Source organism: Kitasatospora sp. NPDC048662 (assembly GCF_055587065.1).
Genome location: NZ_JBVJHA010000004.1, coordinates 382177 through 407160, shown reverse-complemented (window position 1 = coordinate 407160; position 24984 = coordinate 382177). Strand labels below are relative to the sequence as shown.

The following is a 24984-nucleotide window of genomic DNA, read 5'->3' as shown; positions in this document are numbered from 1 at the left end:
TCAGGGCCGGCGCCGACCCACGGCACCGGCGCCGTACGCCACCCCCGCCGCGAGGAGCAGCACGGCCGCCGGTACCGCCAGGTTCAGCAACTGCCGGATGCCCGCCGGGTCACTGAACACATCGACCGGAAGGCCGAGAGCGTGAAACACGCCGAAGGAGTCGCGGGTGGCGAAGACGTAGGCCAGGGCGCAGAATCCGACCGCGAACGCGAGCAGCCCGGCACTGCGCTCGACCACTGCCAGCGCGAGCAGCACGGGGGCGATCACCAGCAGTGGCGTGGCCCCGTTGAACACCATCAGCATCGGCGTCTCCGCCCAGGCCGACGGCGAGCGGAAACCGTGCCAGTCCGCCCAGGTCAGGGCCGTCGTGACCGCCGCCAGCAGCACCGCGACCAGCACCCCCACGACGGCCCGGCGAGCTTCCCCCGCCCGCCGGTACCACCACCCGAGCGCGCAGCTGCCGAGCACCAGCGCAACCAGCCAGTACAGCTGGACCGCTCCGGGGTGCGCCAGCGCGTAGCCGCCCAGAATCCCCTGCGGCGACGAAACCTCCGCGACGCACCCGAACCCCCCTTCCACCTCCGGAAGTTGCGGCCCGCAAAATCGACCCGGCGTCAGATAGAACGGCAGGGAGAGCCCGAGCAGCACCCCGCACACCATCAACGCAAACCAGTACCGCCGTGCCGCAGCCATCGCCGCCATCCCTCCCAGACCTCAACCGGACAGGCCTTGGACGCACCCGGGCGGGACCCGGTTCCGCGACGTCCCCCGGTTCCGCCGGACCGGGGGACGCGCCGCCTCAGCGGGCCAGCGGCGCTCGGGCGATCAGGACCTGCTCGTTGCTGTCCCTCAACGCGACGACCGGCGCGCGCAGCAGCAGCACCACCTCGTAGTCGCCCGGGTGCGCCCAGATCTGCGGCCAGGTCACGGACGGGCACAGCGTGTTCTGCTCGCGCAGCTTCATGTCGAACGGCCTGTCCTCCCGGACCACCCACACTTGGCCCATGAGCTCCCCCGACGGCGGCGGCGTCGGGTCGCCCCGCCCGATCCGCACGGGTCCACCGCCGACGACGACGCCGTCCTTGAGGTACAGCGCCTCCAGGCCCGGGGCCGGCCAGCCGTTGGCGTGCACCGTCCGCTCCGTGCTGAGCGCGGCGTCGATGGCCGGACCTGCCTCGTTGCTCAGCCGTTGGACGGAACGCACCGACATCTTGACGCTTTCGATGGTGGGTGCCGTGCCCTGGGTCGACAGCGGTTGGCCGCACTTCTGGCCCCACGCGCTGTCGAACGACTGCCCGGACGCCGACCCGTTCGCCCCTGCTCCGCCCGCTCCGGGCGAGGCCGCCGCCGGGCCCGCCGGCCCGGCCTGCCCGGCCACGGTGAAGACGGCGCCCGCCAGCGCCAGGACGGCCCCGGCCGTCAGCGTGGAGCGGGTCCTGCGGCGCCGGCGGACCGCCCGCGTCAGCCGCTCGGTGTCCAGCTGAAGCGGTCCGGCCAGCTCGGCCGCGTCGGGCAAGCTCCTACGAATGTCTTCCGGGTTCATGCGCTCACACCTTCCCCAAGTTCTCGACAGGTTTCCGCGAGTGCGACACCCAGCCGCGCCAGCGCGTCACTGAGGTGCCGTTTGACCGTTCCTTCGCCACGACCCAGCCGCTCCGCGACCGCCGCCACCGGCAGGTCCTCGTAGTACCGGAGCACCACGCAGGCCCGCTGGGTCGGCGACAGCGTCCCGAGCGCGACCAGCAGTTGGAGCCGGTCCGCGAGCTCTTCGCTGCCGTCCGGGCCGACCGGACTCTCGGCCAGCTGCGGCACCAGTGCGCGGTAGCGTGCCCTTCGCCGGTACAGGTCCAGGTAGCGGTTGAGCATGGTGCGGCGGACGTATCCTTCGATCTCCCCGAGCCCCCAGGCGCGGCGCGGGCGGGCGAACACCCGCACCAGCGCCTCCTGCACCAGGTCCGCCGCCTCGGCGCGGTCCCCGGTCAACAGGAATCCGTAGCGCTGAAGTTCGGCTCCCCGGGTCGCCACCAACTCGGTGAGCTGATCCGCCCATTCGGCCACATTCCCCCCTCTCCTCGCCTCTCACCCGTCACCACGAACAGCGGGCCGGTTTCGTTGGGGGGTGCCCGGAGCACTGCGCGGGGCCGGATCCGCCAGGCATGAACACCGCTCATGGATCACGGGCAGCCATCGACGCGGGCCTCTGCCACGGCCGTTCCGCCCGGCCTAGCGTTTCTCCTCGTCAACCCCCTTCTTCTCGCGGAGTGTTCACCATGTCCAGCACCTCCACCCGCCACGCCCGAGCCGTCCACCTGCTCTCCCGCCCGACCGGGCTGCCGACCGTCGATCAGTTCGCTTTCGTGGACGACGAGCTGCCGCCGCTCGCCGAGGGCAGCGCGCTGGTGGAGAACGCCTACCTGTCCGTGGACCCGTACATGCTCGGCATGATGGAGGACGCCGAGGACGGCAACGAGCTGAACGCCCCGATGGAGGGCCGGACGGTGGGGCGGGTGGTGGAGTCCCGCAGCGCCGCGCTGCCGGTCGGCACGGCGGTGATCCACCGTCACGGCTGGCGCACCCACGCGGTGGTGACGCGCGAGGACGTGCGAGTGCTGCCCGACCTGCCGGGCGTCCCGCTCAGCGCGTACCTGGGCGTGCTCGGCGGCACCGGCCTGTCCGCGTACGTCGGCCTCACCCGGATCGCGAAGCTCGCGCCCGGCGAGGACCTGTTCGTCTCGGCGGCGGCCGGCGGCGTCGGCACCGCCGCCGGGCAGCTGGCCCGGCTGATCGGCGCCCGCCGGGTGATCGGTTCGGCGGGTTCGGCCGCCAAGACCGCCTTCCTCACCGACGAGCTCGGCTTCGACGCCGCGTTCGACTACCACGACGGCCCGGTGGCCGAGCTGCTGACCGCCGCCGCCCCCGACGGCATCGACGTCTACCTCGACAACGTCGGCGGCGACCACCTGGCCGCCGCGATCAACTCGATGCGCGACTTCGGCCGGATCGCCTGGTGCGGCGCGATCGGCCAGTACCTCACCGAAGCGCCCGCCGCCCCGTACAACCTGTTCGAACTGGTCGGCCGCAGCATCCGGCTGGAGGGCTTCCTGGTCCGCCACCACATGGACGCCCAGGAGGAGCTGTACGACCTGCTCGGCCCGCACCTGCGCTCCGGCCGGGTGATCTCGCCCGAAACGGTGCTGGACGGCTTCGACCGCACCGTCGAAGCCTTCCTCGGCGTGCTCACCGGCGCGAACACCGGCAAGATGCTGGTCCGGCTCTGAGCTATGCCGACTTTCCTTCCGCCAGCCGCAGTTGCTCGTCCTCGACAATCCGCACCGCGAGTGCGCGGTCCGAGATGTCCACCGCCTCGGGGGCCGACTCGGCGAGGTCGCTGCGGCGCGCGTAGCTGTCGAACAGCTCGGCCTTCCCGCGCAGCCGCTCGACCAGGCTGCGGTCCAGGCTGTCGGTGGCGAGCAGCCGGTGCACCCGGACCCGGCGGATCTGACCCATCCGCTGGGCCCGGGCCACCGCCTGGTCCTCCAGCGTCGGCTTGAGCTGCGGCTCGCACAGCACCACCACGTTCGCCGCCTGCAGATTCAGGCCCAGCCCGCCCGCCTGAATCTGACACAGCAGCACCGCATGGCCGACCACGGCGGTGAACCCGTCCACCAACTCCTGCCGCGCCTCGGCGGGCAGCGACCCGGAGACCGTGCCCGCCACCGCCTCCCCGAGCGCCTCGCCGACGGTGGCCAGCACCTCCCGGAAGTACGAGAACACCACCACCTTGTGCCCGCTCTCGGCCGCCTCCGCGACCAGTTCGCGCAGCCGCCGCAGCTTCGCCGAGTGCGCGGGCTCCGCGTAGGCGGCCCGCCGCATCGCCATGAAGTTGCCCGCCGCGACGGCCTCGGCATACGCGGCCCGGTCCGGCCCGGACAGCTCGTCCCACTCGTCCACCCGTACCACGTCCGGCAGTTCGGTCAGCACGTCCTGCTGGTTGCGGCGCAGGTACGCGGGCGCGACGGCCCGACGGAACGCCACCGACCCGGCCACGCCGAGCCCGGCGGGCAGCTGCGCCAGCAGCTCGGGCTGAAGATGGCCGATCAGGGTGCGGAACTCCTCCACCCGGTTCTCCATCGGCGTGCCCGTCAGGAACAGCACGTGCTCAGTACGCCCGGCCCACTGCGCCACCAACCGGGTGCGCAGCGCGGCCGGGTTCTTCACGAAGTGCGCCTCGTCCACCACCAGCGCGGCCACCTGGTCCTCGGGCAAGGTCCGCAAGGACTCGTAGGTGGCGACCAGCACCCCGCCGCCCGCCAGCCACTGCGCCCTCGCCGCCTCCCGCTCCTGGCCGTGGTACCGGTACGCGGCCAGCGTCGTCCGACTCCCCGTCTCCCGCTGCCAGTTGACCAGCACCGACGCCGGGCACACCACCAGGAAGTGCCGCTCCCCCGCCGCCGCCAGATGCGCCAGTACGGCGAGCGCCTGCACGGTCTTCCCCAGGCCCATCTCGTCGCCGATCATCACCCGCTTCCGGGCCAGCGCGAACCGCGCCCCGAACGCCTGATAGCCGCGCAGCGAGACGGTGCAGCCGCGATCGTCCAGCCGCTCCGCCCGCACCGACTCGGCCAGCGCGTCCGGCAGATGACCCTCGGCGGCGCCCCGATCGACCCGGCCGATCCTTCCTTCCTCCTCCAGCAGCGCCAGCTCGGCGTAGAACTCGGCCGCCCGGTGCTCGAACTCGACCCAGACCTCCACCTCCCCCGCCCCCGGCCGCAACAGATCCGCCCCCGCCTGGGCGAACCGCAGCGGCACCCCCTCCGCCTCCGCGAACGCGACCTGCTGCTCCAGCGACTCCACCGCCCGCCGAGCCCTCTCCCGCCCCTCGGCCCCGGCCACCAGCCCCCTCACCCACCCGCAGGCCGGCCGGGCCGCCGCCAACGGCCCCGCCAGCGCCGCCTCCAGCTCTGCTGCCTCGCCCGCCGCCCGCCGCGCCCCCGGCCCGGCCACCACCAGCCGGTGCAAGGCGATCAGCAGCTCCGTGCTGTCCCCGTCCGGCCGCGCGGGATCGATTCGCACCGCCGTACTCCGCTCCACCGCCTCGGCGATCTGCCGCGCCGCCCCCACCAGCTGACTTGCCGTCGGCCCCCCGATCCCCGGAATCCGCACCAACTCCTGCGCGCTCGCCCCACACACCTGCGCGACCGTCCGGTACCCCGCCCCCACCAGCACCCCGATCTGCAAGCGCCCCTCCGTCACCTCCTTCAACCGCTCCACCGGTATCCCCTCCAACTCCCCCCGCACCACCCCCCGAAAAATCCGCCCATGCGCCTCCGCCACGGCCCCCACCGCGTCCTCCCACCCCGCCACCACCCCCTTCGCCGCCTCCCACAACCCCCCGGCCCGCCCCACAACCTCCTTGCCCCGCCGCCCACTCCCCACGACCCCACCCTTCCGCCACCCAACCCACCAACCCGGGCAATTCTGGCACCCACCACCCTCACCCCAAGCTGCCCGGACCACTCGGTCGTCGCGCACGGGGAGGGCAGCAGAGCGGGCATCGTGATCACGGAAATCCGCCGGGTCGGAAATGGGGTGCCCCGACCACACCTCGCTGGGAGACTGGCCGCCGTGACGCGACCTGAACTCTCCGAGTTGGAGCACCTGAAGGAGATCGAGCTGCTGGCCAGAGCGGTGACGGCCGCCGCCTCGGCCGAAGGCTGGCTCTCGTTTGCGCCCGGGGCAGAAGACGCGACGCGCTTGCAGCGGGCAGTGAACGCGCTGGCCCGGGGCCTTCGCCACTACCACTTCGCCGGGGACGGCTGCCTCGACGAGGAGGACGAGCGGCCCGAGTTGAAGCTCGCGGGCGTGGTGGTCCTGCGGCCCGGGGCGATGCCGGACGGCATGGAGGAGACCTACGAGGAGGCCTGCGCCCGGCTCGGGGTCGAGGCCCGGCCCGAGGGCTGGGCCCTGTGGAACACCTGGGGCGACGGGAATCTTCAGGTGACGATGTGGTCTCCGCGGTCGACACCACCGAGGGCCTGCTGATGAACTGGTCCCGGGGGCTGGTCCGCTATCCGGTGACGCCCCTGCCCTCGCAGGTCGCTCTCGTCCACCACGGCTGGGCCGCCCACATGATCTTCTCCCCGTTCGGTGTGAAGAAGCTCGGGCTCGGCGGGCAGCCCTGACCTCGCGTCATCTCGACTGCCCGCCACCCGGCACTTGGCCGAGCTGAACCGACCGGGAGCTCGGTTCAGGCCAGGTCGAGGACCTCGGACAGGCCGGCGGCGGCGAACGCGGCGGCGAGTGCCTCGCGGCCTTCCGTGAAGTGGGCCCAGCTGTCGAAGTGGACGGGGACGACGCGGCGGGCACCCAGGAGGCGGGTGGCTTCGGCGGCGTGGGTGCTGTCGAGGGTGAGGAGGGCGTTGTCGAAGAGGCCGCTGCGGGCCGCGCCGGCGAAGAGGACGGCGGTGTCGATCGGGGCGTAGCGGTCGGCGATCCGGGCGACGACGTCGAGGGAGGCGTTGTCGCCGGAGACGTAGACGGCGGGCAGGCCGGGGCCGGTCAGGACGAAGCCGATGACCTCGCCGATGACGGGCTCGCAGCCGTCGGGGCCGTGCTGGGCGGGGACGGCGGTGATGGTCACGGGCACGCCGTCACGGCCTGTCAGTTCGGTGCTCTGCCAAGGGGCGAGGCCCTGCGCGGTGCCGCCCAGGCGCTCCGCGCCGCCGCGGGTGGTGAGGGTGAGCGGGACGCCGTCGAGGAACTTGCGGCCGCTGTGGTCGAGGTTGTCGGGGTGTTCGTCGTGGGAGAGCAGGACGGCGTCGATCGGGCCGAGGGCGGCGGGGTCGGCGGCGGCCGGGTGGGTCTTGACCAGGGCGCCGCCGCGCGGGAGCGGGTATTCGCCGGGGGCGTCGAAGGTGGGGTCGGTGAGCAGGCGCAGGCCGCCGTACTCGATCAGCGCGGTGGGGCCTCCGAAGACCTGGACGGCGGGGACAGCAGCAGTCATGACGCACCTCACGGGAGAGAAAGCGGTTTACCGTGAGAGAAATCTAACGGGCCGTCACGGAGAACCGCAAGCTTTCCCATGAGAAGAAGTGGCGACAGCACTCCCCACCTGCAAGGGAGGCCTCTACCATGAGGGCCATGAGCCAGCGCACCGCCACCACCGCCCACTCCCCCGCCCCCGGCGCCGAGCAGTACCCGGCGCTGGACTTCGCCAACTCGCTGCTCAGCCTGCCCACCGGCCCGTTCGACCTGCTCGGCTCGCCGGAGGCGGCCACCGCCTGGCTGATCGACCACGAGCTCGCCCCGGTCGGCGGCCGGATATATCAGCCCTGCACCACCCGGCTGCACGAACTACGGGAAGCCGTAAGGGAGTTGATCGCGGCCCGGACCACCGGACAACCGGCCCCGACCGACGCGCTCAAGGCAGTCAACGCGGCCCTCACCGCCACTCCGTCCACCCCACTGCTGCACTGGGACGCCGAGCGCGGCCTGCACCGCGCCCTGCCGCACCCGGCCGACCGGATCGCCGACCATGCGATGGCCCAACTCGCCGCCGACGCCGCCGAGTTGCTCACCGGCCCGGACGCCGACCGGCTGGCGGCCTGCGGCGGCACCCCGTGCACCCGGTTCTACGTCCGCACCCACGCCTCCCGGCACTGGTGCTCGACCCGCTGCGGCGACCGCGTCCGCGCCGCCCGCGCCTACGCCAGGAAGCGCGCCACGAGCCCGAGTTGAGAAACAACCCGAGTTGAGAAACAAACGGACCCCGCCCGGCCACGAAGGCCGAACGGGGTCCGCAGAGAACCGACAAGCAGCGTTACGCGGCCGGGCGGGGGAAGGTCGGGTACTCGACGCCGGAGACGTGCTGGACGACCCGGACGACCTGGCAGGAGTAGCCGAACTCGTTGTCGTACCACAGGTACAGGATCGCGTTGTCGCCCTCGACCTTGGTCGCGCCCGCGTCCACGATGGAGGCGTGGCGGGAGCCGATGAAGTCGCTGGAGACCGCGTCGGGCGAGTCGATGAAGTCGATCTGCCGCTTCAGCGGGGAGGTCAGCGAAACCTCGCGCAGGTGGTCGAGGACGTCCTCGCGGGTGGTCTCGCGGGCCAGCTGCAGGTTGAGGATGGCGATCGAGACGTCCGGCACGGGGACGCGGATCGAGCTGCCGGTGATCTTCGCCTTGAGGTCCGGCAGGGCCTTCGCGACGGCGGAGGCGGCACCGGTCTCGGTGATCACCATGTTGAGCGGCGCGGACCGGCCGCGACGGTCGGCCTTGTGGTAGTTGTCCAGCAGGTTCTGGTCGTTGGTGAAGGAGTGGACGGTCTCCACGTGGCCGCGGAGCACGCCGTACTCGTCCTCCATCGCCTTCAGCGGCGGGACGATCGCGTTGGTGGTGCAGGACGCGCAGGAGATGATCTGCTCGTCCGGCTTGATGGTGTCGTGGTTGACGCCGTGCACGATGTTCGGGACGTCGCCCTTGCCGGGGGCGGTCAGCACGACCTTGGCGATGCCGGGGCGCAGGTGCTTGGACAGGCCCTCGCGGTCGCGCCAGCGGCCGGTGTTGTCGATCAGGATCGCGTCGTTGATCCCGTACGCGGTGTAGTCCACCTCGCTGGGGTCGTTCGAGTAGATCACCTGGATCGCGTTGCCGTTGGCGACGATGGTGTTGGTCGCCTCGTCCACGGTGATGGTGCCCTGGAACTGGCCGTGGATGGAGTCGCGCCGCAGCAGCGAGGCGCGCTTGACCAGGTCGTCGGCGCCGCCGCTGCGGACCACGATGGCGCGCAGCCGCAGGCCGCCGGCCTTCTCGACCAGCAGGCGGGCCAGCAGGCGGCCGATCCGGCCGAAGCCGTACAGCACCACGTCGCGGGGCGCCTGGCGCTCCAGCTTGTTCTCGCCGGTGGCGCCGGCCACTGCCTCGGCGGTGAACTCCTCGACGCTCAGGCCGCGGTCGTCCGCACGGTACGCGGCGGCGAGCAGGCCCAGGTCGATCTGGGACGGGCCGAGGTCGAGGGCGGTGAGCGCCTGGAGGAACGGGAAGGTCTCGGTGATCGAGAGCTCCTCGCCGGCTATCTGGCGGGCGAAGCGGTGGGTCTTCAGGATGCTGACCACCGACTTGTTCACCAGGGAGCGGCTGTGCAGCAGGACGGTGACGTCCCGCTCGCGGTGCAGCCTCCCGATGATCGGGATCATCGACTCCGCGAGCTCCTCGCGGTTCTTCCAGTCCGTGAACACGTCGTCGTTGACAGTCACAATTCAACTTTCGAGGGTAGAGCCAGGGCTAGGCGCCCCCATGCTAGCTTCGGCCAACCTGTCGGCGGGGCGCGGTCCCCCCGCTGACCAGCGGCGGTACCCGCGCGGAGACCGTTCCGGACGTGATCGCGGCCACACCCGCGACACTCCCCGACCGCTCCGGTGCAGCTCGGTACCGAATCTGACGCCTCGTCAGCTCTGTTCCGGGCCCGAGGGGGCGTGACCAAGCTCACCCACGTCTAATTCATCACCCCACGGGGTGATGTCTCATCATTTTCGGCCACTTGGCGCCTGCGGATGGAGGAGAGTGGGAGCCCCGGCCGGGCGGCCGCCCGATACCGGGGGGTGCAGGTCCGGCCGTCCGAGGCCGGGCCGCCGCGAGGAAGGGACGGCCGTCCATGCCACACCTGGCCTACCAGCGGGCCGCGCTGGTGTTCACCCTGTTCGACGCCAACGACAACGGGGTGCTCGACGCCGAGGACTTCGATCTGATGACCGAGCGCGTCCTGGCCGTCGCCGGCGATTCGTCGGAGGCCGACCGGCAGGCGCTGGCCGACAGCATCAACAACTACTGGGAGGTGATGGCCAAGACACTGGACATCGACGGCAACGGCCTGATCACCCCCACCGAGTTCCGCGGCTTCGTCCTCAACCCGGAGCTGTTCGGCGCCACCGCCGCCGTGTTCGCCGACGCGCTGGCCGCGCTCGGCGACCCGGACGGCGACGGCCTGATCGAACGGCCCCGCTTCCTCGCCCTGATGACCGCGATCGGCTTCGAGAAGCCCAACATCGAGGCCCTGTTCGACGCCTTCGGCCCGGACGCCACCGACCGGATCACGGTCGCGGTATGGGCCCAGGGCATCCGCGACTACTACTCCCCCGAAAAGGTCGGCATCGCCGGCGACCGCCTGGTCCCGAATCCGCTCTGACCTCTTCCTCCGCTTGTGAAGGAGCCCGTTTTGACCGCACCGCTCATTGCCCTGGCCGTCGGCCACGGCACCGGCCCGGACCTCGCCTCCGTTTTCGAACGGGTGCTCCGCCGGATCACCCGACTGCACGGTGTGGAGGCCGAGTTGGTGCGGTCACCACGGCTCTACCACTCGTACCTCTCGCTGCGCGCCGAGTGCGCCGACACCGCCGAGATCACCCGGATCACCGCGCAGGACGCCGCGCACTACGAGCAGTTCTGCCGCGAGCAGGCGGCGGCCGGCGTCCGGGCCGTGTTCCGCACCGCGATCAACGCCCAGTCGCTGTACCTGGTGCGCCAGCGCCTCGCCGCCGTCAAGGTCGAACCGCTGGCCGCGGCGGGCGCCCGGCTGCTGCTGGTCCGCGACCAGGCCCAGGGCTTCTACACCGGCGAGAACCGGCACACGCCCGGCAAGGTGGTGCGCACCATGGAGTTCAGCCGCGCCGTCACCGAGCAGGTGGTGCGCTACGCCGTCCGCCGGGCCCACGACCTGTGGCCGGAGGGTCCCGCGCGGGTGCAGATGGCCTACAAGTTCCACCTGCTGGACGGCGCCCTGGACGACTGGACGGCCGAGCTGTCCGCCGAACTCGGCATCGAGATCGCGCTGTTCCAGCCCGACACGGTCAACCGCAATCTGATCACCCACGGCCCCGAGGACCGCACCGTGCTGGTCGCGGGCAACGAGTGGGCCGACATCATGCACGTGGTGCTGCTCGACCGGTACGGCTCGGAGCGACAGGAGAATCGTTGCACCGAGAACGTCCACCTCCACCCGGAGCTGCACGGCCTCACCGAGTACCAGACGGTGCACGGCTCCGCCGACGCCCTGGCCGGCCTCGATGTGGTCAACCCCGTCGCCACCGTCCGGGCCGCCGCCCGGATCGCCGAACGCCACGCGAACTGCCCCGGCGCCGAGGCCGCGGTCGAGGCGGCGCTGGCCGCCGCCCACGCCCGCGGGGTCCGCACCCCCGATCTCGGCGGCACCGCCGGCACCACCGAGGTGGTGGACGCGGTGCTCGGCGAGCTCCGGGTCGCGTTAAAGCCCTTCGTGCCCGCCGCCAGGTCGGGCGCGACCCGCGTCGCCGCCGCCTCGGGCACCGATCGGGCGGGCGCCCGGTGAGTACCATCGCCACACCGACGGCCCTGGTGGTCGTCGACGTCCAGAACGACTTCTGCGCCGGCGAGGTCGCCGCCGCCCGCTTCCCCGGTGACCCGGCCCGGCTGGCCCGGGTCGCCGAGCGCACCGCCACCGCCGTCGACCGGGCCCGCGCGCTCGGCGTCGAGGTGGTGTTCGTCCGTTTCCTCGGTGATGTCGCCCACCAGGGCCCGGCCTGGCGGCGGCGGGACGCCGCGCTCGGCAAGCGGCCCAAGTGCCTGGAGGGCAGCTGGGGCGCCGAGTTCCACGCCGCCCTGCCCCGCCCGGAGGAGGCGGTGTTCACCAAGCTCGCCTGCTTCGACGCCTTCCTCGACCCCGCGTTCGAGCCGTACCTGCGCTCCCGCGGCATCCAGCACCTGGTGCTGGCGGGCGTGTTCACCGACGTGTGCGTGGACTCCACGGCCCGCACCGCCTTCCAGCGCGGCTTCCACCTCACCGTGCTGCGTGACTGCACCGCCGCACTGCACCTCGCCGACCAGGACATCCTGCGCTTCATGACCAAGGTGTACGGTGCCCGGATCACCGACCTCGGGGACGAACAGCCCTTCGTGCTCCCGGAGTTGACCACCCCTGCTACCGCCGGGGCAGGGCAGTCGTGACCATGAGCGCCACCGTCCTGGACGACCCGGGCGTCACCGCCGGCGTCGGCCGCACCGCGCTGCTGGTCGCGCACGCCCGCGCGCTGGAGGCCCGCCGGCCCGACGCGCTGGCCGTCGACCAGTTCGCCGAACACTACGTCCGCGCCGACCCGGGCTGCGCCGACTGGCCACTGAACCCGGACGAGATCGCCCCGGGCGACCCGCTGTGGGGCCGGCTGGCGAGCTACTTCGCGCTGCGCACCCGGGTGCTGGACGCGCACCTGCTGACGGCCGCCCGGGCCGGGGTGCGCCAGGTGGTGCTGCTCGGCGCGGGGCTGGACTCGCGCGCGCACCGCCTGCCCTGGCCGCCCGGCACCACGGTGTGGGAGCTGGACCGGCCGGAGGTGCTGGCCTTCAAGCAGCGGGTGCTGGACGAGCTGGAGGCCGTCCCGTCGGCCTGCCGCCGCACCGTTGCGGTCGATCTGCGCGGCCCGTGGCCGCAGGCGCTGACGGACGCGGGGCTGGACCCGCGGCTGCCGGTGGCCTGGCTCGCCGAAGGGCTGTTCCTGTACCTGCCCGCCGAGGCCGAGCTGCAGGTGGCGGGCGCGCTGGACGAGCTCAGCGCGCCGGGCTCCACGCTGGCGTACGAGGTCAAGATCGGTCTGGAGGCGGCCAAGGTGCGCGCCAACCCGGTGTACCAGGCCGCCCGGACCAGGATCGGCGTCGATCTGCTGGGGCTGTTCGCCCCCGGACCTCGCCCGGACACGGCGGCGCACCTGGCCGCGCTGGGCTGGGCGACCACCGTCCGCACGCCGTTCGACCACGCGGCCGGGCTGGCCCGGGCACCGCGCCCGGAGCCGGACGACGCGCTGGCCGCGAACCGGTGGGTCACCTGCGTCAAGGGCCGATAATGCAACAGCGGGGCCGGGTGGTTGACGCCCGGCCCCGCTTCGGTGCGAGGGACGGTCAGTACGGCTCGACCAGCACGTGCGCGGCGCCTGGGACACCGATCTTGAGGAGTTCGTCCTCCTCCGGGGTGGTGGGCGTGCCGGTCTCCTGCTTGAGGATGGCCCGGGACAGCGCCTGGACGAACATCGCGCGCGGGCGGCGGCGGTCCTCCCAGGCCCGGAGCGCGGCGGGCACGTCGGCGGCGGCCTCCAGCTCCTGGGCGAGCACCAGGGCGTCCTCGACGGCCATCGCGGCGCCCTGCGCCAGGTGCGGCGTGGAGGCGTGCGCGGCGTCGCCGGCCAGCACCACCCGGCCGACGTGCCAGGGCGCGTCCACGGTGACCTGGGAGATCCGCGAGTAGACCACGGTGGACGGGTCGGTGATCTGCGCGAGCGCCTCGGCGACCGGGCCGGTGAAGTCGGCCAGCCGCTCGGCGAGCTGCTCGTGGGCGCGCTCCGGGTCGGGGCGGAAGTCCTCGGCCTCGGCGAACACCGAGCCCAGGTACATCAGTTCCTCGGTGATCGGGGTGAGCAGCGCCTTCGCGGCCAGGTTGCCGGTGCTCATCAGCACACCCTGCAGGTCGGCCCGCCGGGGCAGGGTGACCCGCCAGTTGGCGAAGCCGGTGTACTCGGGGCGGAAGCGGTCGCCGTACAGGCGGGTGCGCAGCGGGGAGCCGATGCCGTCGAAGCCGACCACCAGGTCGTAGCGGCCGGTGCTGCCGTCGGACAGCGTGACGTCCACGCCCTCGCCGTCGTCGGCGAGTTCGGTGATGGTGGTGCCGAAGTGGACGCGCGTGCCGGCCTCGGTGGCGGCCCGGCCGAGCACCTGGGCGAGCGCCGGGCGGGGGATGCCGTTGTTGGCGGGGGCCCCGTCCATCCGCGGCTGCGGGATCTTCGCGACGGGGTGGCCGGCCGGGTCGCAGATGGTCAGCACCTCCCATTCGAAGCCCACCGCCAGGCAGTCCTCCAGGATGCCGAGTTCGCGCATCACGTGCAGGGCGTTGGAGGGCTGGATGATGCCGACGCCGAGCGCGTCGAACTGCTCGCGGAGCTCGGCGACCTCGACGCTGTGGCCGCGGCGGGCGAGGGCGACGGCGAGGGTGAGTCCGCCGATGCCGCCGCCGTGGACGAGGACACGCAGGGGTGTTGCCATGGTCATCTCCGATGGGTTCGGGGGTGGGGGCGCGGTGGCCCCGCAGGAAGGTCAGCCGACGGGCAGCGCCATCAGGTGATCGACCAGGGAGAGCAGCACGTCCCGGCCGAAGGCCCGCTCCCGGACGTCGCCGACCAGCATCGGCACGTGCGGGTCGAGGTCGAGCGCGGCCCGGATCTCCTCGTCGGTACGGGTGTTGACGCCGTGGAAGCAGTTGATCGCGACCACGAACGGGATGCCCCGGCTCTCGAAGAAGTCGATCGAGGCGAAGCTGGACTCCAGCCGGCGGGTGTCGGCGATGACCACGCCGCCGAGCGCACCGTTGACCAGGTCGTTCCACATGAACCAGAAGCGCTCCTGGCCGGGCGTGCCGAACAGGTACACCACCAGCTCGGGGCTGACGGTGATCCGGCCGAAGTCCAGGGCCACGGTGGTGGTGGTCTTCTGATCGACGCCGGCCAGGTCGTCCACGCCGACACTGGCGGTGGTGAGGTACTCCTCGGTGCGCAGCGGGGCGACCTCGCTGACGGCGCCGACCAGGGTGGTCTTGCCGACGCCGAAGCCGCCGGCGACCAGGATCTTGACCGCGGCGGCTCCCGCCTGGGTGATCGTCATCTCAAAGCCTCCTCAGTCCCTCACGTACGGCGGCCAGCAGGCCGCGGTCGGCGCCGCCCGAGGCCCGGGCCACCGAGATCGGGGCCCGGGCGGTCAGGAGGCCCTGGTCGACGAGGTCGCCGAGCAGGATCTTGGTCACGGAGACCGGCAGGTCGAGGTCGGCGGCGACCTCGGCGACGGCGGCGGGGGTCTGGCAGCGGATGAGGATCAGCCGGTGCTCGGGCTGCAGCCGGCCCGGCCGGATCGGCGCGCCGAGGGCGTCGACCGGCTCGGCCACGGTCGTGAGCAGCGTGATGAGGCTGAAGTCGTCCCGCTCGGGCGCGGTGCGGCCGCTGGTGATGGTGTACGGGCGGACCATGCTGTCCGCGCCGTCGTCCGCCTCGTCGTCGTCCCAGTAGGGGCTCACCCGCGCTGCCCGCCCCGGGCGGCGAACGCGTCGAAGTCGCCGCGCTGCGGGGTGCTGAGCTTCTGGCCGACCTGTTGGACCAGGTTGTGCATGGCCAGCGACATGACCTCGGCATCGACGTCCTGAGAGGCGACGACGGCGAGGTGGGTGCCCTGGCCGGCGGCGATCACGAACAGCCACAGGTCGGCGAGTTCGACGATCACCTGGTGGACGGGGCCGCCGGTGAACAGCTGGCCGACGCCGCGGGCCAGGCTCTGCTGGCCGGTGGCGATGGCGGCGAGGCGCTCGGCGTCGGGGCGTTCGATGGTGCGGGAGTGGCTGACCACGAGACCGTCGTCGGAGAGCAGGACGGCGAGCCTCGTCCCGGCCACCGAGTCCACCAGGCCGTCGAGCAGCCAGTCGAGGTCCTGGTGGGTGGAGGTTGTGCGCGTCATGACCGGTCTTCTCTCGTCGGGATGGTCTGGGTGTTCCAGGTGTCACCGGGCTCGGGCCGCTCGGCGGGCTGCGGGGTGGTGTCCGCGGTCGGCTTGGCGGCTTCGGCCCGCGCCTCTCTGGACCGCCGCTGGAACGCTCCGACCGCTGCCCCGGCCCGTCGGGGGGCCGGTCGGAACAGCGGGTTCTCGTCCCAGCGCGGCGGAGCGGGGGCGGCCGGCGCGGTGGCCGGGTCGATCCGCAGCTCGTCGACCAGGCTGGCCTGGCGGACGCGGCGCGGCAGTGGCGGCTCGGCGCCCGGCAGTGCCGGGGTGGGCGGCACGTACGGGGCGGGCGCCGCCGGGGCGGGCCGGTACTGCGCGGGCACCCCGTACGGAGCGGGCGCGGCCTGCGCGGGCGTGGCCTGCGCGGGCGGCAGCTCGGCAGGGTACGGGTGCTCGTGGCCGGCGGTGGGCCGGTCCCCGTCCTGCGCGCCGAACGGCTCGTGCGCCTCGTACGGTCCGGGCCGGTCCTGCTGGTCCTGCTGGTCCTGCTGTTCGTGCTGCGGGAGCGGGTCGCCCGCGCCGTACGGGGTCTCGATCGGCGTGATCGGCGGGTACGCGGCCTCGATCGGCACGTACGGGGCGTCGATCGGCGCGTGCGGGGCCTCCAGCGGCGGGTACCCGTCCCCGACCGGCGGGTACGAGGTCTCCTCGGGAGCCGCGTGCAGCTCCAGCAGCGCGTTCTCCTGGTCGGGCGTCCGGGCGAGCGAGGTCGCCGCGGCCAGCGCCTGGCCGCGGGACCGGGTGGGCAGGCCGCCGGGCTGCGGCGCGGCGACCAGTCGCGGGCGGGCGTTCGGCGCGGGGACGATCAGCTCGTCGGGGACGAGCACCACGACGCGGGTGCCGCCGAACGCGGACTGCCGGAACTCGATCCGCAGGCCGCTCTGGTGGGCGAGCCGGGCGACCACGTAGAAGCCGAGGCGGATGTCGTCGCCGCGGGCCAGCACGTCGGCCTTGGGCGGGCGGGTCATCAGCAGGTTGGCTTCGTCGATCTGTTCCTCGTCCATGCCGAGGCCGCGGTCCTCGATCTCGATCGCGACGCCGCGGCTGACCCGGCCGGCCCGGACCTCGACGGGGTTCGGCGGACGGGAGAAGCTCAGCGCGTTCTCGATCAGCTCGGCGAGCACGTGGGCGACCGCGCCGACGGCGCGTTCGGACACCCAGGGGCTGCCGTCGAGGTCGATGACGACCCGTCGGTAGTCCTGCACCTCGCCCTGGGCGGCGCGCATCACGTCCAGCAGCGGGACGGGCTTGCGCCAGCGCCGGTGCGGGGTGCCGCCGGCCAGGATGACCAGGTTCTCCTCGTAACGGCGCAGGCGCGCGGTGAGGTGGTCGAGGTCGAACAGGCCTTCGAGGATCTCGGGGTCCTCGTGCTTGCGTTCCAGCTCGTCGAGCTTCTTCAGCTGCTGACCGATCAGCAGCTGGGTGCGGCGGGCGATGCGCTGCAGCAGCCGTTCGTAGGCGCGGTGCTGCTCGGCCTGGCCGACGGCGGCCTGCAGGGCGCTGGTGCGGGCCAGGTTGAACGCCTCGCCGAGCTTGGCGAGTTCGTCCTCGGTGCGGGACCACGGGTCGCGCTCGATCGCGCGGGCGTGTTCCTCGACGTCGATCTGCTCGCCGTTGCCGAGCCGCTCCACCACCTCGGGCAGGGCGTTCTCCAGGTCCTCGGCCTGCTGCTGGAGCCGGCCGATGCGGCGGCGCAGCGTGCGGGTGAGGCGCCAGCTGGTGAGGGCGACCACGACGAGGGCGATCAGGCCGGCCACGGTGGTGAGGCCCAGGCGGACCGCCAGGTCGATGGTGATGCTCTTGGCCTTCTCGATGATGGCCGCGGTGCGGTACTCCATCAGCCCGACGAGCTCGGGGTTGACGCCGTCGATGGACTGGCGCCAGGTGTCCTTGTCGGTGCCGAGCGGGATTCGGCCGTTGCGGTCGGGCGCGACGGGCTTCAGCAGGTCCTGCTCGGCGCGGCCCTTGGCCAGCCAGGCCGGGCTACTGGTGATCTGCTGCCACTTGGCGGCCTGGTCGGGCTCCAGGTTGGGCGCGACCTTGACGCCGAACTGGAAGCTCTGCTCGGAGATGGACTGCCGCAGCTGCTGGTAGTCCTCGACGCTCAGCGAGCCGGTGGGCCAGCCGCGGGCGAGCAGCGCGTCGGCGCGGGAGATCATCTCCTTGCCCCAGAACAGGTCCACGAGCGGCGCCGAGACGGTGGCGATCCGGCCTTCGTCCACGTGGCTGAGCGCTCCGAACAGTCGCAGGTCCACGGCGATCAGGTCGGTGTAGTAGCCGTAGACGGCGGCCTGCTGCTGGTCGCCGCCGCTGTCCACCAGGGCGCGCTGCGCGGGCAGCTGGTTGATCGCGGCCCGGGCCTCGTGGACGGCGTCGCGGACTTCCTGCGGCGCGTTGCCGGCCTCGACGCCGGACAGCTTCTGGAACGTGGCGACGGCCTCGTCGGTCTTGCCGCGCTGGGCGCGCAGTGCTTCGGTGACCCCGGTGTGCCCGGCAAGGACCTCGGCACTCAGGCGCCGTTCCTCCTGCAGGTTGTAGTACACGATGTTGGACGGCTGGCCGGCCTGTTCCGCGAGCATGCCCTGGGCGGCCAGTCGCTGGAAGGAGTACAGGAGCTGTCCGCTGGTGACCGCCCACAGGGCGGCCAGCGCCACTGCCGGGACGATGGCCAGCACGAGCAGGGTCGCTCGGAGCGACAGCCGGCCCTTGATCCGCCGAGAGGCGCGCGTGCGCAGGACATTCTCCTTGGAGACGACGCCAGTCGTTCAGAACTGGTCGAATCTGATGAGGACTCTGACGGATGGATCTTAGTATCACCGTATAACGGGCCAAAAAGCCGAGGCGGTCCCGCGCCCGCGCGGCACCGCCCATGGTGTCCCAACACCCGCTCCGAACAGGCACGATGAGCCGCTCGGAGGTCAACACCCCACTGCTCGGCGGCTCTTCACCGCAGGCCGGATCCGGCGCCGCGCGAACTGCCCGCCTCAGCACCGGAACTGAAGCCCCACCCGGCGCCGGACCGGCCCGCGAACCATCCGTCAGGGCCGCCGGCCGAGCCGATCCGGAGTCTAGCGCTCCCCTCCCCGCCCAGGGCATGGCCCCTGTCGAAACTTCTCAAAAACCGCACATCAACAGTCGGAATCAACCCGAAGCGTCCAGGAATCGCCCAGAACGACCGGCTCCGCTTTTCCTTACCGACTCTTGACACGGCCTCACTTACCGACCGGCCCCCTGCTCACCGCCCCGCAGCACCGGTCCGAGTTCGGCGATCAGCCGGCGGTAGGTCTCGAACGCCGCCTTGCGGGTGTGGTCGTCGCGCAGCAGGCCGAACCCGTGGAACAGGCTCTCGCCCCGGCTGTCGGCGTCGCGCAGCGCGAACAGCGTGTACCCGTCGATGTTCAGCGCGGCCGCCTGCCCGGCGACCGCCCGGACCACCGTCTCCAGCGCCCGGGACTGCGCCTGCTCCGACCGCCCGGGCCCGGTGGGCCAGCCGTTCTCACAGATCCGGACCGGCACCTCGGCCGGGATGCCCGCCTTGGGCAGATCGGTGTGCCGGAAGCCGTGCAGTACCCAGGCCACCCCGTCCACCAGCCGCTCCGCCGGGACGGGCCTGAACACGTCCGGGAAGAAGTCCAGCCCCACGTAGTCGAGCGCGTCCAGGAAGCGCCGGTCGGCGAGTTCGCCCAGCGCGTCCCAGAACAGCCCGGCCGGGCCGAAGGACGGCACCGCGTTGAAGCCGACCTCGGCGGACAGACCGAGCGAGCGCACCTCCTCCTTCGCCGCGACCACGCCCGCCACCAACGCCTCCCGCACCCCCGGGACGCTGCCGTCCAGCACGGACAGGTCCGCGTTGGGCTCCTCGCAGATCTGCACCGAGCCGAGCCGCGCCCCGAGTTCGCGCACCTGCCCGCGCACGTACCGCTCCCACCCGTCCCGGCTGCCGGTCGGCTCGCGGAACTGCAGCACCAGATCGACCCTTCGTCCGGGCCGCCCCAGGTATGCCTCCCAGCCGTCCGGGGTCTGCCCGGGCGCGGTAACGGTGGACGCGAAGGACCGGTACACCCGGACCAGGAACTCCCCCTCCGCGCCCTGCAGTTCGTCGAGCGCCTCGGCCACCCGCCGCGGGTCGTCCGGGCTGACCGGGTGCACGATCCCCCGTTCGTCACCGAGCAGCGCCCCCGGGTAGATACCGAACCTGAACTGCCGCTGCCTGTCGTCCACTTGACCCCCCGGGCCGATATTTTTGGTGTGACACCAATTTTTCAGTGACACTACCATTCGGGGAGGTGCCCGGCGCGGGGTTCCCTAGCATGGGGCGCATGGGCCTTCGTGAGACCAAGAAGCAGCAGACCCGGACCGCCATCGCGGACGCCGCGCTGCCACTCTTCCTCGAACACGGCTTCGACCAGGTCACCGTCGCCGAGATCGCCCGGCACGTGGGCGTCTCCACCAACACGGTCTTCAACTACTTCGCCACCAAGGAGGACCTGTTCTTCGACCGTCAGCACGAGGTCGAACAGCACCTGGCCACCGTGGTCCGCGAGCGCCCGCCCGGCACCTGCCCCGTGGCCGCCCTCCGCGACGAGCTGCGCACCGCCTTGGAGCGCGCCGACCTCACCCCCGGCTCCGCGACCTTCTTCCGCACCATCGAGGCCAGCCCCGCGCTGCGCGCCCGCGAACGCGAGATCGCCGACCACGCCGAGACCGCCCTCGCGGCCGCCCTTCCCCCGTCCCCCACCGCGTTTCTGCTGGCCGGTGCCCTCGTCGGCGCCCACCGCGCCACCCACCGCGAGCTCCGCCGCCGCCTGCTCGCCGGCCACCCGCCACACGCCCTCGTCAGCGAGCTCGCGGCGGCCGTCACCACCTTCTTCGACGCTCTCTGCCGCTGCCCGCAGCACTCCTGAGTCCCGCTACTCCCGCGCGCCCGTCCCGGCGACCGGGCCCCGGCGCACCGCGGGCCAGATGGTGACCAGGACGGTGCTCAGACCCAGCAGGGCGGCGGCGGTGACCGACAGTTGGGCGGGCAGGTACCGCACCCGCCCGGTCCGCCCGGTCCGCCCGGTCCGCCCGAGGATCTCCGCCGCTACGGCCGCAGTTCGAGGGTGCAGCACTTCACGGCGCCGCCGGCCTTGAGGAGTTCGGTGGTGTCGGCGCCGATCGGGTTGAAGCCGTGTTCCCGCAGGCGCTCGGCGAGACCAGTGGCGGCCTGCGGGAGGACGACGTTGTAGCCGTCGGAGAAGGCGTTGAGGCCGAACGCGGCGGCGTCCCGGGCATCGGCATGGATCGCATCCGGGAACAGGTGCTCCAGGACGGAGCGGCTGCCGGGAGTGAACGCGGCCGGGTAGTACATGATCTCGGTGTCGGAGAGGGCCGCGAGCGCGGTGTCCAGGTGGTAGTGCTCCGGGTTGACCAGGGTCAGCGAGGTGACCGGCAGGCCGAAGAACTCCTGGGCCTCGTAGTGCGACCGCTGGTCGGTGCGGAAGCCCGTACCGGCCAGGATGCGACGCCCGACGGGCAGGTAGTCGCCCTCGCCCTCGTTGATGAACTCGGGCCACAGCACGTCCCGGTAGCCCTGCCGGATGAACCAGTCCAGGTACGCCGGCCCCTCGGCGGTGCGCTCGACGTGCCGGAACCGGGCCCCGAGCACCTTCCCGTCGACCACGGTGGCGCCGTTGGCGGCGAAGACCATGTCCAACAGGCCGGGAATCGGCTCGATCACCTCGACGGTGTGACCGAGCGAGAGGTACACCTCGCGCAGCCGCTCCCACTGGTGCAGGGCCAGCGCGCCGTCGACCGGCCGCTCCGGGTGCATCCACGGGTTGATGGAGTACGCCACGTCGAAATGCTGCGGCCGGCACATCAGCAGCCGGCGCGGGGTGGCCGTCCGACCGCTCGGCCGCACAGATCCGGCCTGGTCAACGCCAACGGACACAGTGTTCTCCTCTGCGACGGCCGATCTGCACCGTCTCGGCTATCCCCGACCGGAACGTATCAGCGCCCGCGGAACACTTCGCCCCCGAAGGGCTGTTGGTGGACGATCCCATGGCGATCAGGTGACTACTCCGAAGTCCCGTTTCCTCCCCGCGCCCCGAAGGACAGGGTGCCATGAGCGGAGCCCCCATTCGCGACCCCCCTCAGCAAGGAGTTCGACCGTGTTGGACGCTGAAAACCCGGATGGGACCGAGCGCACCAGGATCGTGCTGGCGGACGCCGAATTCATGAAATCCCGATGGGACGATGTGCTGTCGGCGCTGAACAGCGCCTTCGCGGACTCCGTCTTCAACGACGCGGGCTACACCACGGACAACCCAGTGGCCTTCACACGTGCGGGCGTCGACGGGAAGCTCGGCCCCGGCATGAAACACGTGCTCGCGCTCGGTACCCGCGAAGCCGTGGTCGGCGGGTGGTTCTGCATCCCGACCGCACGGACGACGGACGCGACCGAGTGCGACGCGGGCTGGATCTTCGTCGTACCGGGTATGGAACGGGCCGCACGGCGCCAACTCGTGGACAGGATCGTGGAGATGGGCTTCCAGACCATGCGCGACGCGGGATTCCGGTACGTCGTCTCGAACATGGGGACCCCGGCCGGCGCGAAGTCAATGAGTCGCTACGGTTTCGTCCACCAGCCGATCGAGGGAAAGCAGAACCGCTGGACCAAACAGCTCTGAGCCGCCACGAGCGCGCCGCCGTTTCGCCGGTGCACGAACCGGAAACCCTGCGGGGAAACGGAACTTCCGCAGGTCGAAGGCGGTGCGGCATGGAACTCCCCAGCGTGCTCGGTGTGTTCGCACACCCGGACGACGAATCCCTCTCCGCCGGCGGCCTGCTCGCCCGGCACGCGGCGGCCGGGGCCCGGACGGCCGTGGTCACCGCGACGTGGGCGGAGGGCACCCACCGGATTCCCGAACTGGCCCGGGCGCTCGACGAGTTGGGGGCGGGGCCGCCCCGGCTGCTGGGCTACGCGGACGCCAAGGTTCCGGACTCGGCGCCCGGGCGGGCTCGGCTGCTCGATGCCCCGCTGGACGAGGCCGTGGCCCAACTCGTCGCCCACCTACGGGAGCTCCGCCCCGAGTGGGTGGTCACCCACGACGCGTACGGCGGCATGACGGGCCACCCCGATCACCAGCACACCCACCGCCTCACCGTCCTCGCCGTCCACGCGGCGGCCCTCCCCGGCCTCCACCCCGAACTGGGCGCCCCCTGGCCGGTCCGCCGGCTCCTGCTGGCCACCCACCCGCACAGCGCCGCCCGGGAGTTGGGCGCCCTGTTGCTGCGCCCCGGCCGCACCGCCTACAGCGTCCCGGACGCCACGGTCGAGGCCCTCGACGTCACCCCGTGGCTCCCCCGCAAACTCGCCGCCGTCTTCGCCCACCGCTCCGAGGTGCTGCGCGGCGCCCTTCCTGGCCGCCTCGCCGCCGCCCCGCCGTCCGTCCGCGCCCGCCTGGTGCGGACCGAGTGGTACCAGCCCCATCCGCTCCCCAACGCGCCTGTACCCGTGGCCAATTGAGTGGCAGGCCAACGACCCCGTCTGCTAGAGAGTCGACATGCGGCGCCCATCCCTCCAAGGAGTCCCGTGTCAGACCTGACCGTCCGCCTCGCCACCACCGCCGACCGGCCCGTCCTGGAACGCCTCTGGCTGATGTTCAGCCACGACATGTCGGAGTTCGACGGCCTCCTCCCGAACCCCGACGGCACCTTCCGCGACGAGCGCCTCCACCAGGCTCTCACCGACCCGGGCTGGGCCGCGTACCTCGTCACGACCACCGGCAACGCCCCGGCCGCTTTCGCCTTCGTCCGCGGCCTGACCGGCCCCACCCGCGTCCTGAACAGCTTCTTCGTGGCCCGCGGCGCACGGCGCTCGGGCATCGGACTGCGCGCCGTCCAGGAGATCGTCGCCAGACACCCGGGCCCGTGGAAAGTCGCCTTCCAGGACACCAACCCCACCGCAGTCCACTTCTGGCGCCGCGTCGCCACCCGGCTCGCCGGCCCCGCCTGGACCGAACAGCACCGCCCCGTCCCGGGCCGTCCGGATCTGCCGCCCGACACCTGGATCTCCTTCAGCCCGCCCACGTCGCCCTGAGCCCCGACCGGGTTCAGCACCGGCGCGAGCCTGTGATCGGATGATCCGAGGCTCGACGTGGCACCCGGCCCGCCCTCGCCGCCGACCCGCAGCAGCGGCACCCGGCCCGGCCACCCACGCCCCCAAGTCCCCACGCCGGCCCCGACCTTGACACACCATCTTCCCCACCCGCACAGCAGAACCCCAGCCCCCTCGCTCGCCCGGGGCTTGACGTGGCAACGACCAGAAGCGAAGGTGGCGGCACCATCTGACATGTTGCGTGTGAAATAGTACTGACCCACTCGCAAGGAAAGGCCGGGCCATGGACCTGGAGCTGCGGCACTTGCGGGTGCTCTGCGCGATCGCCGACACCGGCAGCGTCGGGCGGGCGGCCGCGGCCATCGGCGCGTCCCAGCCTGCCACGAGTACTCAGCTGCGAAGAATCGAGCGGCACTTGGGCGCCGTGGTGTTCGAGCGGACGGCAACTGGTGTGGTGCCGACCACTTTCGGGGCGGAGGTTCTCGCCGCCGCCCGCGAGGTGCTCTCGCGGGTGGACCGCCTGGGGGACGCCGTCGCCGCCAACGGTGAGCGGCCGCACCGCGAGTTGCGGGTGGCCGCGGACTGTCCGGCGCTGTTGCCGGGGACGCTGGCCCGGACCCGGCAGCTCCGCCCGGAGCTCCGGTTCTCGCTCACCGCCGGCCCGCAGGAGCCGTTCGATTTCGCGCTGGCCCTCGACCACCCCGACTCCGGCCTGCGCCCCACCCCGACGTTCGCGGCGCGCGTTCTCGCCACCGAGCCGGTGTTCGTCGCGCTGCCGGCCGGCCACCCGATCCGGCATCACGCCGAGCCCGCGCTCGGCGATCTGGCCGGCGAGACCTGGTTGCTGCCCGCCGCCGACGGCACCGCATGGCCGGCGGTGGTCCGGGCGGCCTGCGAATCGGCGGCGCTGCCACCCACAACGGTCCGCCACCTTCCGTTCGGGCAGCGGGAGATACAGGACCTGGTGGCGGCGGGGCTGGGTGCGACCCTGGTCCCGGCCAGTACGCCGCCCGCCCCGGGTGTGGTGATCAAGCCGCTGCTCGGTGCGCCACTGTGGTTGCGGTACGTCCTGCTGTGGCGCCGCGCCACGCTCGGTCCGGCGCTCGCCGACACCCTGTTCGGTGCGGCCACCGCCGCGTACCGCGAACTCGCCGCCGGGGCACCGCACTTGCACAGCTGGGCAAGCCGGACCTTCCGTCCGCCGCGCACCTGAGGACACCGCCCGCGACCGGCGGGAGACCAAGAACAGCACTTCGGTGTTATGCCACCGCAGTGCAATGTCATATGACCTGTGACATTGTTCTGACCCCTGCCCCAGTGCCACGATGC

General features: G+C 72.4%; 27 protein-coding genes. 13 read left to right on the top strand and 14 right to left on the bottom strand.

Annotated elements, in window-relative coordinates:
* The 3 genes from ACZ6R9_RS15165 to ACZ6R9_RS15155 form a co-directional block, all read right to left on the bottom strand.
* The gene (locus ACZ6R9_RS15165; protein ID WP_465538473.1) at window positions 1–693 is read right to left on the bottom strand and encodes a hypothetical protein; all 693 of its coding nucleotides are present in this window, start codon (window positions 691–693) and stop codon (window positions 1–3) included.
* Window positions 694–799: 106 nt separating this feature from the next.
* A complete protein-coding gene (locus tag ACZ6R9_RS15160) occupies window positions 800–1543 on the bottom strand; it encodes a hypothetical protein (protein ID WP_465538472.1) in 744 nt (247 codons plus the stop codon).
* On the bottom strand, window positions 1540–2058 hold the full coding sequence (locus ACZ6R9_RS15155) for a sigma-70 family RNA polymerase sigma factor (protein ID WP_465538471.1): 519 nt from the start codon (window positions 2056–2058) through the stop codon (window positions 1540–1542). The genes ACZ6R9_RS15160 and ACZ6R9_RS15155 overlap by 4 nt, the downstream gene beginning before the upstream one ends.
* Window positions 2059–2270: 212 nt before the next feature.
* Here ACZ6R9_RS15155 and ACZ6R9_RS15150 point away from each other — a divergent pair, with 212 nt between their 5' ends.
* Entirely contained in the window at window positions 2271–3278 is a 1008-nt protein-coding gene (locus ACZ6R9_RS15150; RefSeq protein WP_465538470.1) for an NADP-dependent oxidoreductase, read from the top strand.
* A gap of 1 nt (window position 3279) precedes the next feature.
* Here ACZ6R9_RS15150 and ACZ6R9_RS15145 read toward each other — a convergent pair whose 3' ends face one another.
* Window positions 3280–5436, bottom strand: a complete 2157-nt coding sequence (locus ACZ6R9_RS15145; RefSeq protein WP_465538469.1) for a DEAD/DEAH box helicase — start codon at window positions 5434–5436, stop codon at window positions 3280–3282.
* Window positions 5437–5625: 189 nt separating this feature from the next.
* On the opposite strand from ACZ6R9_RS15145, the gene ACZ6R9_RS15140 reads away from it, so the two are divergent.
* Together ACZ6R9_RS15140 and ACZ6R9_RS15135 are read left to right on the top strand one after the other, a co-directional pair.
* Entirely contained in the window at window positions 5626–6042 is a 417-nt protein-coding gene (locus tag ACZ6R9_RS15140) for a hypothetical protein (protein ID WP_465538468.1), read from the top strand.
* On the top strand, window positions 6006–6182 hold the full coding sequence (locus ACZ6R9_RS15135) for a hypothetical protein (RefSeq protein ID WP_465538467.1): 177 nt from the start codon (window positions 6006–6008) through the stop codon (window positions 6180–6182). The genes ACZ6R9_RS15140 and ACZ6R9_RS15135 overlap by 37 nt, the downstream gene beginning before the upstream one ends.
* Window positions 6183–6247: 65 nt before the next feature.
* On the opposite strand, the gene ACZ6R9_RS15130 is transcribed toward ACZ6R9_RS15135, so the two are convergent.
* A complete protein-coding gene (locus ACZ6R9_RS15130; RefSeq protein WP_465538466.1) occupies window positions 6248–7003 on the bottom strand; it encodes an MBL fold metallo-hydrolase in 756 nt (251 codons plus the stop codon).
* Window positions 7004–7131: 128 nt separating this feature from the next.
* Between ACZ6R9_RS15130 and ACZ6R9_RS15125 the strand changes: the two genes are divergently transcribed.
* Window positions 7132–7737, top strand: coding sequence for a CGNR zinc finger domain-containing protein (locus ACZ6R9_RS15125; RefSeq protein ID WP_465538465.1), 606 nt, complete (start codon window positions 7132–7134; stop codon window positions 7735–7737).
* Window positions 7738–7819: 82 nt separating this feature from the next.
* Here the strand turns inward: ACZ6R9_RS15125 and ACZ6R9_RS15120 are convergent, their stop codons facing one another.
* Window positions 7820–9256: a glyceraldehyde-3-phosphate dehydrogenase gene (locus ACZ6R9_RS15120; protein WP_380477977.1), complete on the bottom strand. Its 1437-nt coding sequence runs from the start codon at window positions 9254–9256 to the stop codon at window positions 7820–7822.
* Between the two features lie 398 nt (window positions 9257–9654).
* Here ACZ6R9_RS15120 and ACZ6R9_RS15115 point away from each other — a divergent pair, with 398 nt between their 5' ends.
* Genes ACZ6R9_RS15115 through ACZ6R9_RS15100 form a run of 4 tightly spaced genes read left to right on the top strand, consistent with a single transcriptional unit; the run spans window position 9655 to window position 12868 of the window.
* Window positions 9655–10185, top strand: a complete 531-nt coding sequence (locus tag ACZ6R9_RS15115) for an EF-hand domain-containing protein (RefSeq protein WP_465538464.1) — start codon at window positions 9655–9657, stop codon at window positions 10183–10185.
* 30 nt (window positions 10186–10215) lie between these two features.
* Complete coding sequence (locus tag ACZ6R9_RS15110; protein WP_465538463.1) at window positions 10216–11343, top strand: isocitrate/isopropylmalate family dehydrogenase; 1128 nt, start codon at window positions 10216–10218, stop codon at window positions 11341–11343.
* A complete protein-coding gene (locus tag ACZ6R9_RS15105) occupies window positions 11340–11978 on the top strand; it encodes a cysteine hydrolase family protein (protein ID WP_465538462.1) in 639 nt (212 codons plus the stop codon). The genes ACZ6R9_RS15110 and ACZ6R9_RS15105 overlap by 4 nt, the downstream gene beginning before the upstream one ends.
* Window positions 11979–11980: 2 nt before the next feature.
* Window positions 11981–12868, top strand: coding sequence for an SAM-dependent methyltransferase (locus tag ACZ6R9_RS15100; protein ID WP_380477981.1), 888 nt, complete (start codon window positions 11981–11983; stop codon window positions 12866–12868).
* Between the two features lie 55 nt (window positions 12869–12923).
* Here ACZ6R9_RS15100 and ACZ6R9_RS15095 read toward each other — a convergent pair whose 3' ends face one another.
* The 6 genes from ACZ6R9_RS15095 to ACZ6R9_RS15070 form a co-directional block, all read right to left on the bottom strand.
* Window positions 12924–14057 (bottom strand): FAD-dependent monooxygenase, encoded by a 1134-nt coding sequence (locus tag ACZ6R9_RS15095; protein ID WP_380477982.1) that lies wholly within the window; start codon window positions 14055–14057, stop codon window positions 12924–12926.
* Between the two features lie 51 nt (window positions 14058–14108).
* The gene (locus ACZ6R9_RS15090; protein WP_380477983.1) at window positions 14109–14672 is read right to left on the bottom strand and encodes a GTP-binding protein; all 564 of its coding nucleotides are present in this window, start codon (window positions 14670–14672) and stop codon (window positions 14109–14111) included.
* A gap of 1 nt (window position 14673) precedes the next feature.
* The gene (locus ACZ6R9_RS15085; RefSeq protein ID WP_380478301.1) at window positions 14674–15030 is read right to left on the bottom strand and encodes a DUF742 domain-containing protein; all 357 of its coding nucleotides are present in this window, start codon (window positions 15028–15030) and stop codon (window positions 14674–14676) included.
* Window positions 15031–15074: 44 nt separating this feature from the next.
* Window positions 15075–15512, bottom strand: a complete 438-nt coding sequence (locus tag ACZ6R9_RS15080; protein WP_380477984.1) for a roadblock/LC7 domain-containing protein — start codon at window positions 15510–15512, stop codon at window positions 15075–15077.
* A complete protein-coding gene (locus tag ACZ6R9_RS15075) occupies window positions 15509–18229 on the bottom strand; it encodes a sensor histidine kinase (RefSeq protein ID WP_465538461.1) in 2721 nt (906 codons plus the stop codon). The genes ACZ6R9_RS15080 and ACZ6R9_RS15075 overlap by 4 nt, the downstream gene beginning before the upstream one ends.
* Before the next feature lie 541 nt (window positions 18230–18770).
* Window positions 18771–19775, bottom strand: coding sequence for a hypothetical protein (locus ACZ6R9_RS15070; RefSeq protein WP_465538460.1), 1005 nt, complete (start codon window positions 19773–19775; stop codon window positions 18771–18773).
* Between the two features lie 98 nt (window positions 19776–19873).
* Here ACZ6R9_RS15070 and ACZ6R9_RS15065 point away from each other — a divergent pair, with 98 nt between their 5' ends.
* Window positions 19874–20458 carry a TetR/AcrR family transcriptional regulator gene (locus ACZ6R9_RS15065; protein ID WP_465538459.1) on the top strand — a complete coding sequence of 195 codons (585 nt, stop codon included), beginning with the start codon at window positions 19874–19876 and terminating at the stop codon, window positions 20456–20458.
* A gap of 6 nt (window positions 20459–20464) precedes the next feature.
* Here ACZ6R9_RS15065 and ACZ6R9_RS15060 read toward each other — a convergent pair whose 3' ends face one another.
* Window positions 20465–20590, bottom strand: coding sequence for a hypothetical protein (locus tag ACZ6R9_RS15060; RefSeq protein ID WP_380477988.1), 126 nt, complete (start codon window positions 20588–20590; stop codon window positions 20465–20467).
* Between the two features lie 47 nt (window positions 20591–20637).
* Window positions 20638–21486 (bottom strand): dimethylargininase, encoded by an 849-nt coding sequence (gene ddaH / locus ACZ6R9_RS15055; protein WP_380477989.1) that lies wholly within the window; start codon window positions 21484–21486, stop codon window positions 20638–20640.
* Between the two features lie 220 nt (window positions 21487–21706).
* Here ddaH and ACZ6R9_RS15050 point away from each other — a divergent pair, with 220 nt between their 5' ends.
* The 4 genes from ACZ6R9_RS15050 to ACZ6R9_RS15035 all read left to right on the top strand — a co-directional run bounded on the left by ACZ6R9_RS15050 (window position 21707) and on the right by ACZ6R9_RS15035 (window position 24868).
* The gene (locus ACZ6R9_RS15050) at window positions 21707–22225 is read left to right on the top strand and encodes a hypothetical protein (RefSeq protein ID WP_465538458.1); all 519 of its coding nucleotides are present in this window, start codon (window positions 21707–21709) and stop codon (window positions 22223–22225) included.
* Between the two features lie 89 nt (window positions 22226–22314).
* Window positions 22315–23064, top strand: a complete 750-nt coding sequence (locus ACZ6R9_RS15045; RefSeq protein ID WP_380477991.1) for a PIG-L deacetylase family protein — start codon at window positions 22315–22317, stop codon at window positions 23062–23064.
* 66 nt (window positions 23065–23130) lie between these two features.
* A complete protein-coding gene (locus ACZ6R9_RS15040; protein ID WP_465538457.1) occupies window positions 23131–23637 on the top strand; it encodes a GNAT family N-acetyltransferase in 507 nt (168 codons plus the stop codon).
* Between the two features lie 301 nt (window positions 23638–23938).
* Window positions 23939–24868 (top strand): LysR family transcriptional regulator, encoded by a 930-nt coding sequence (locus ACZ6R9_RS15035; RefSeq protein WP_380477993.1) that lies wholly within the window; start codon window positions 23939–23941, stop codon window positions 24866–24868.
* Window positions 24869–24984 lie beyond the last annotated feature (116 nt).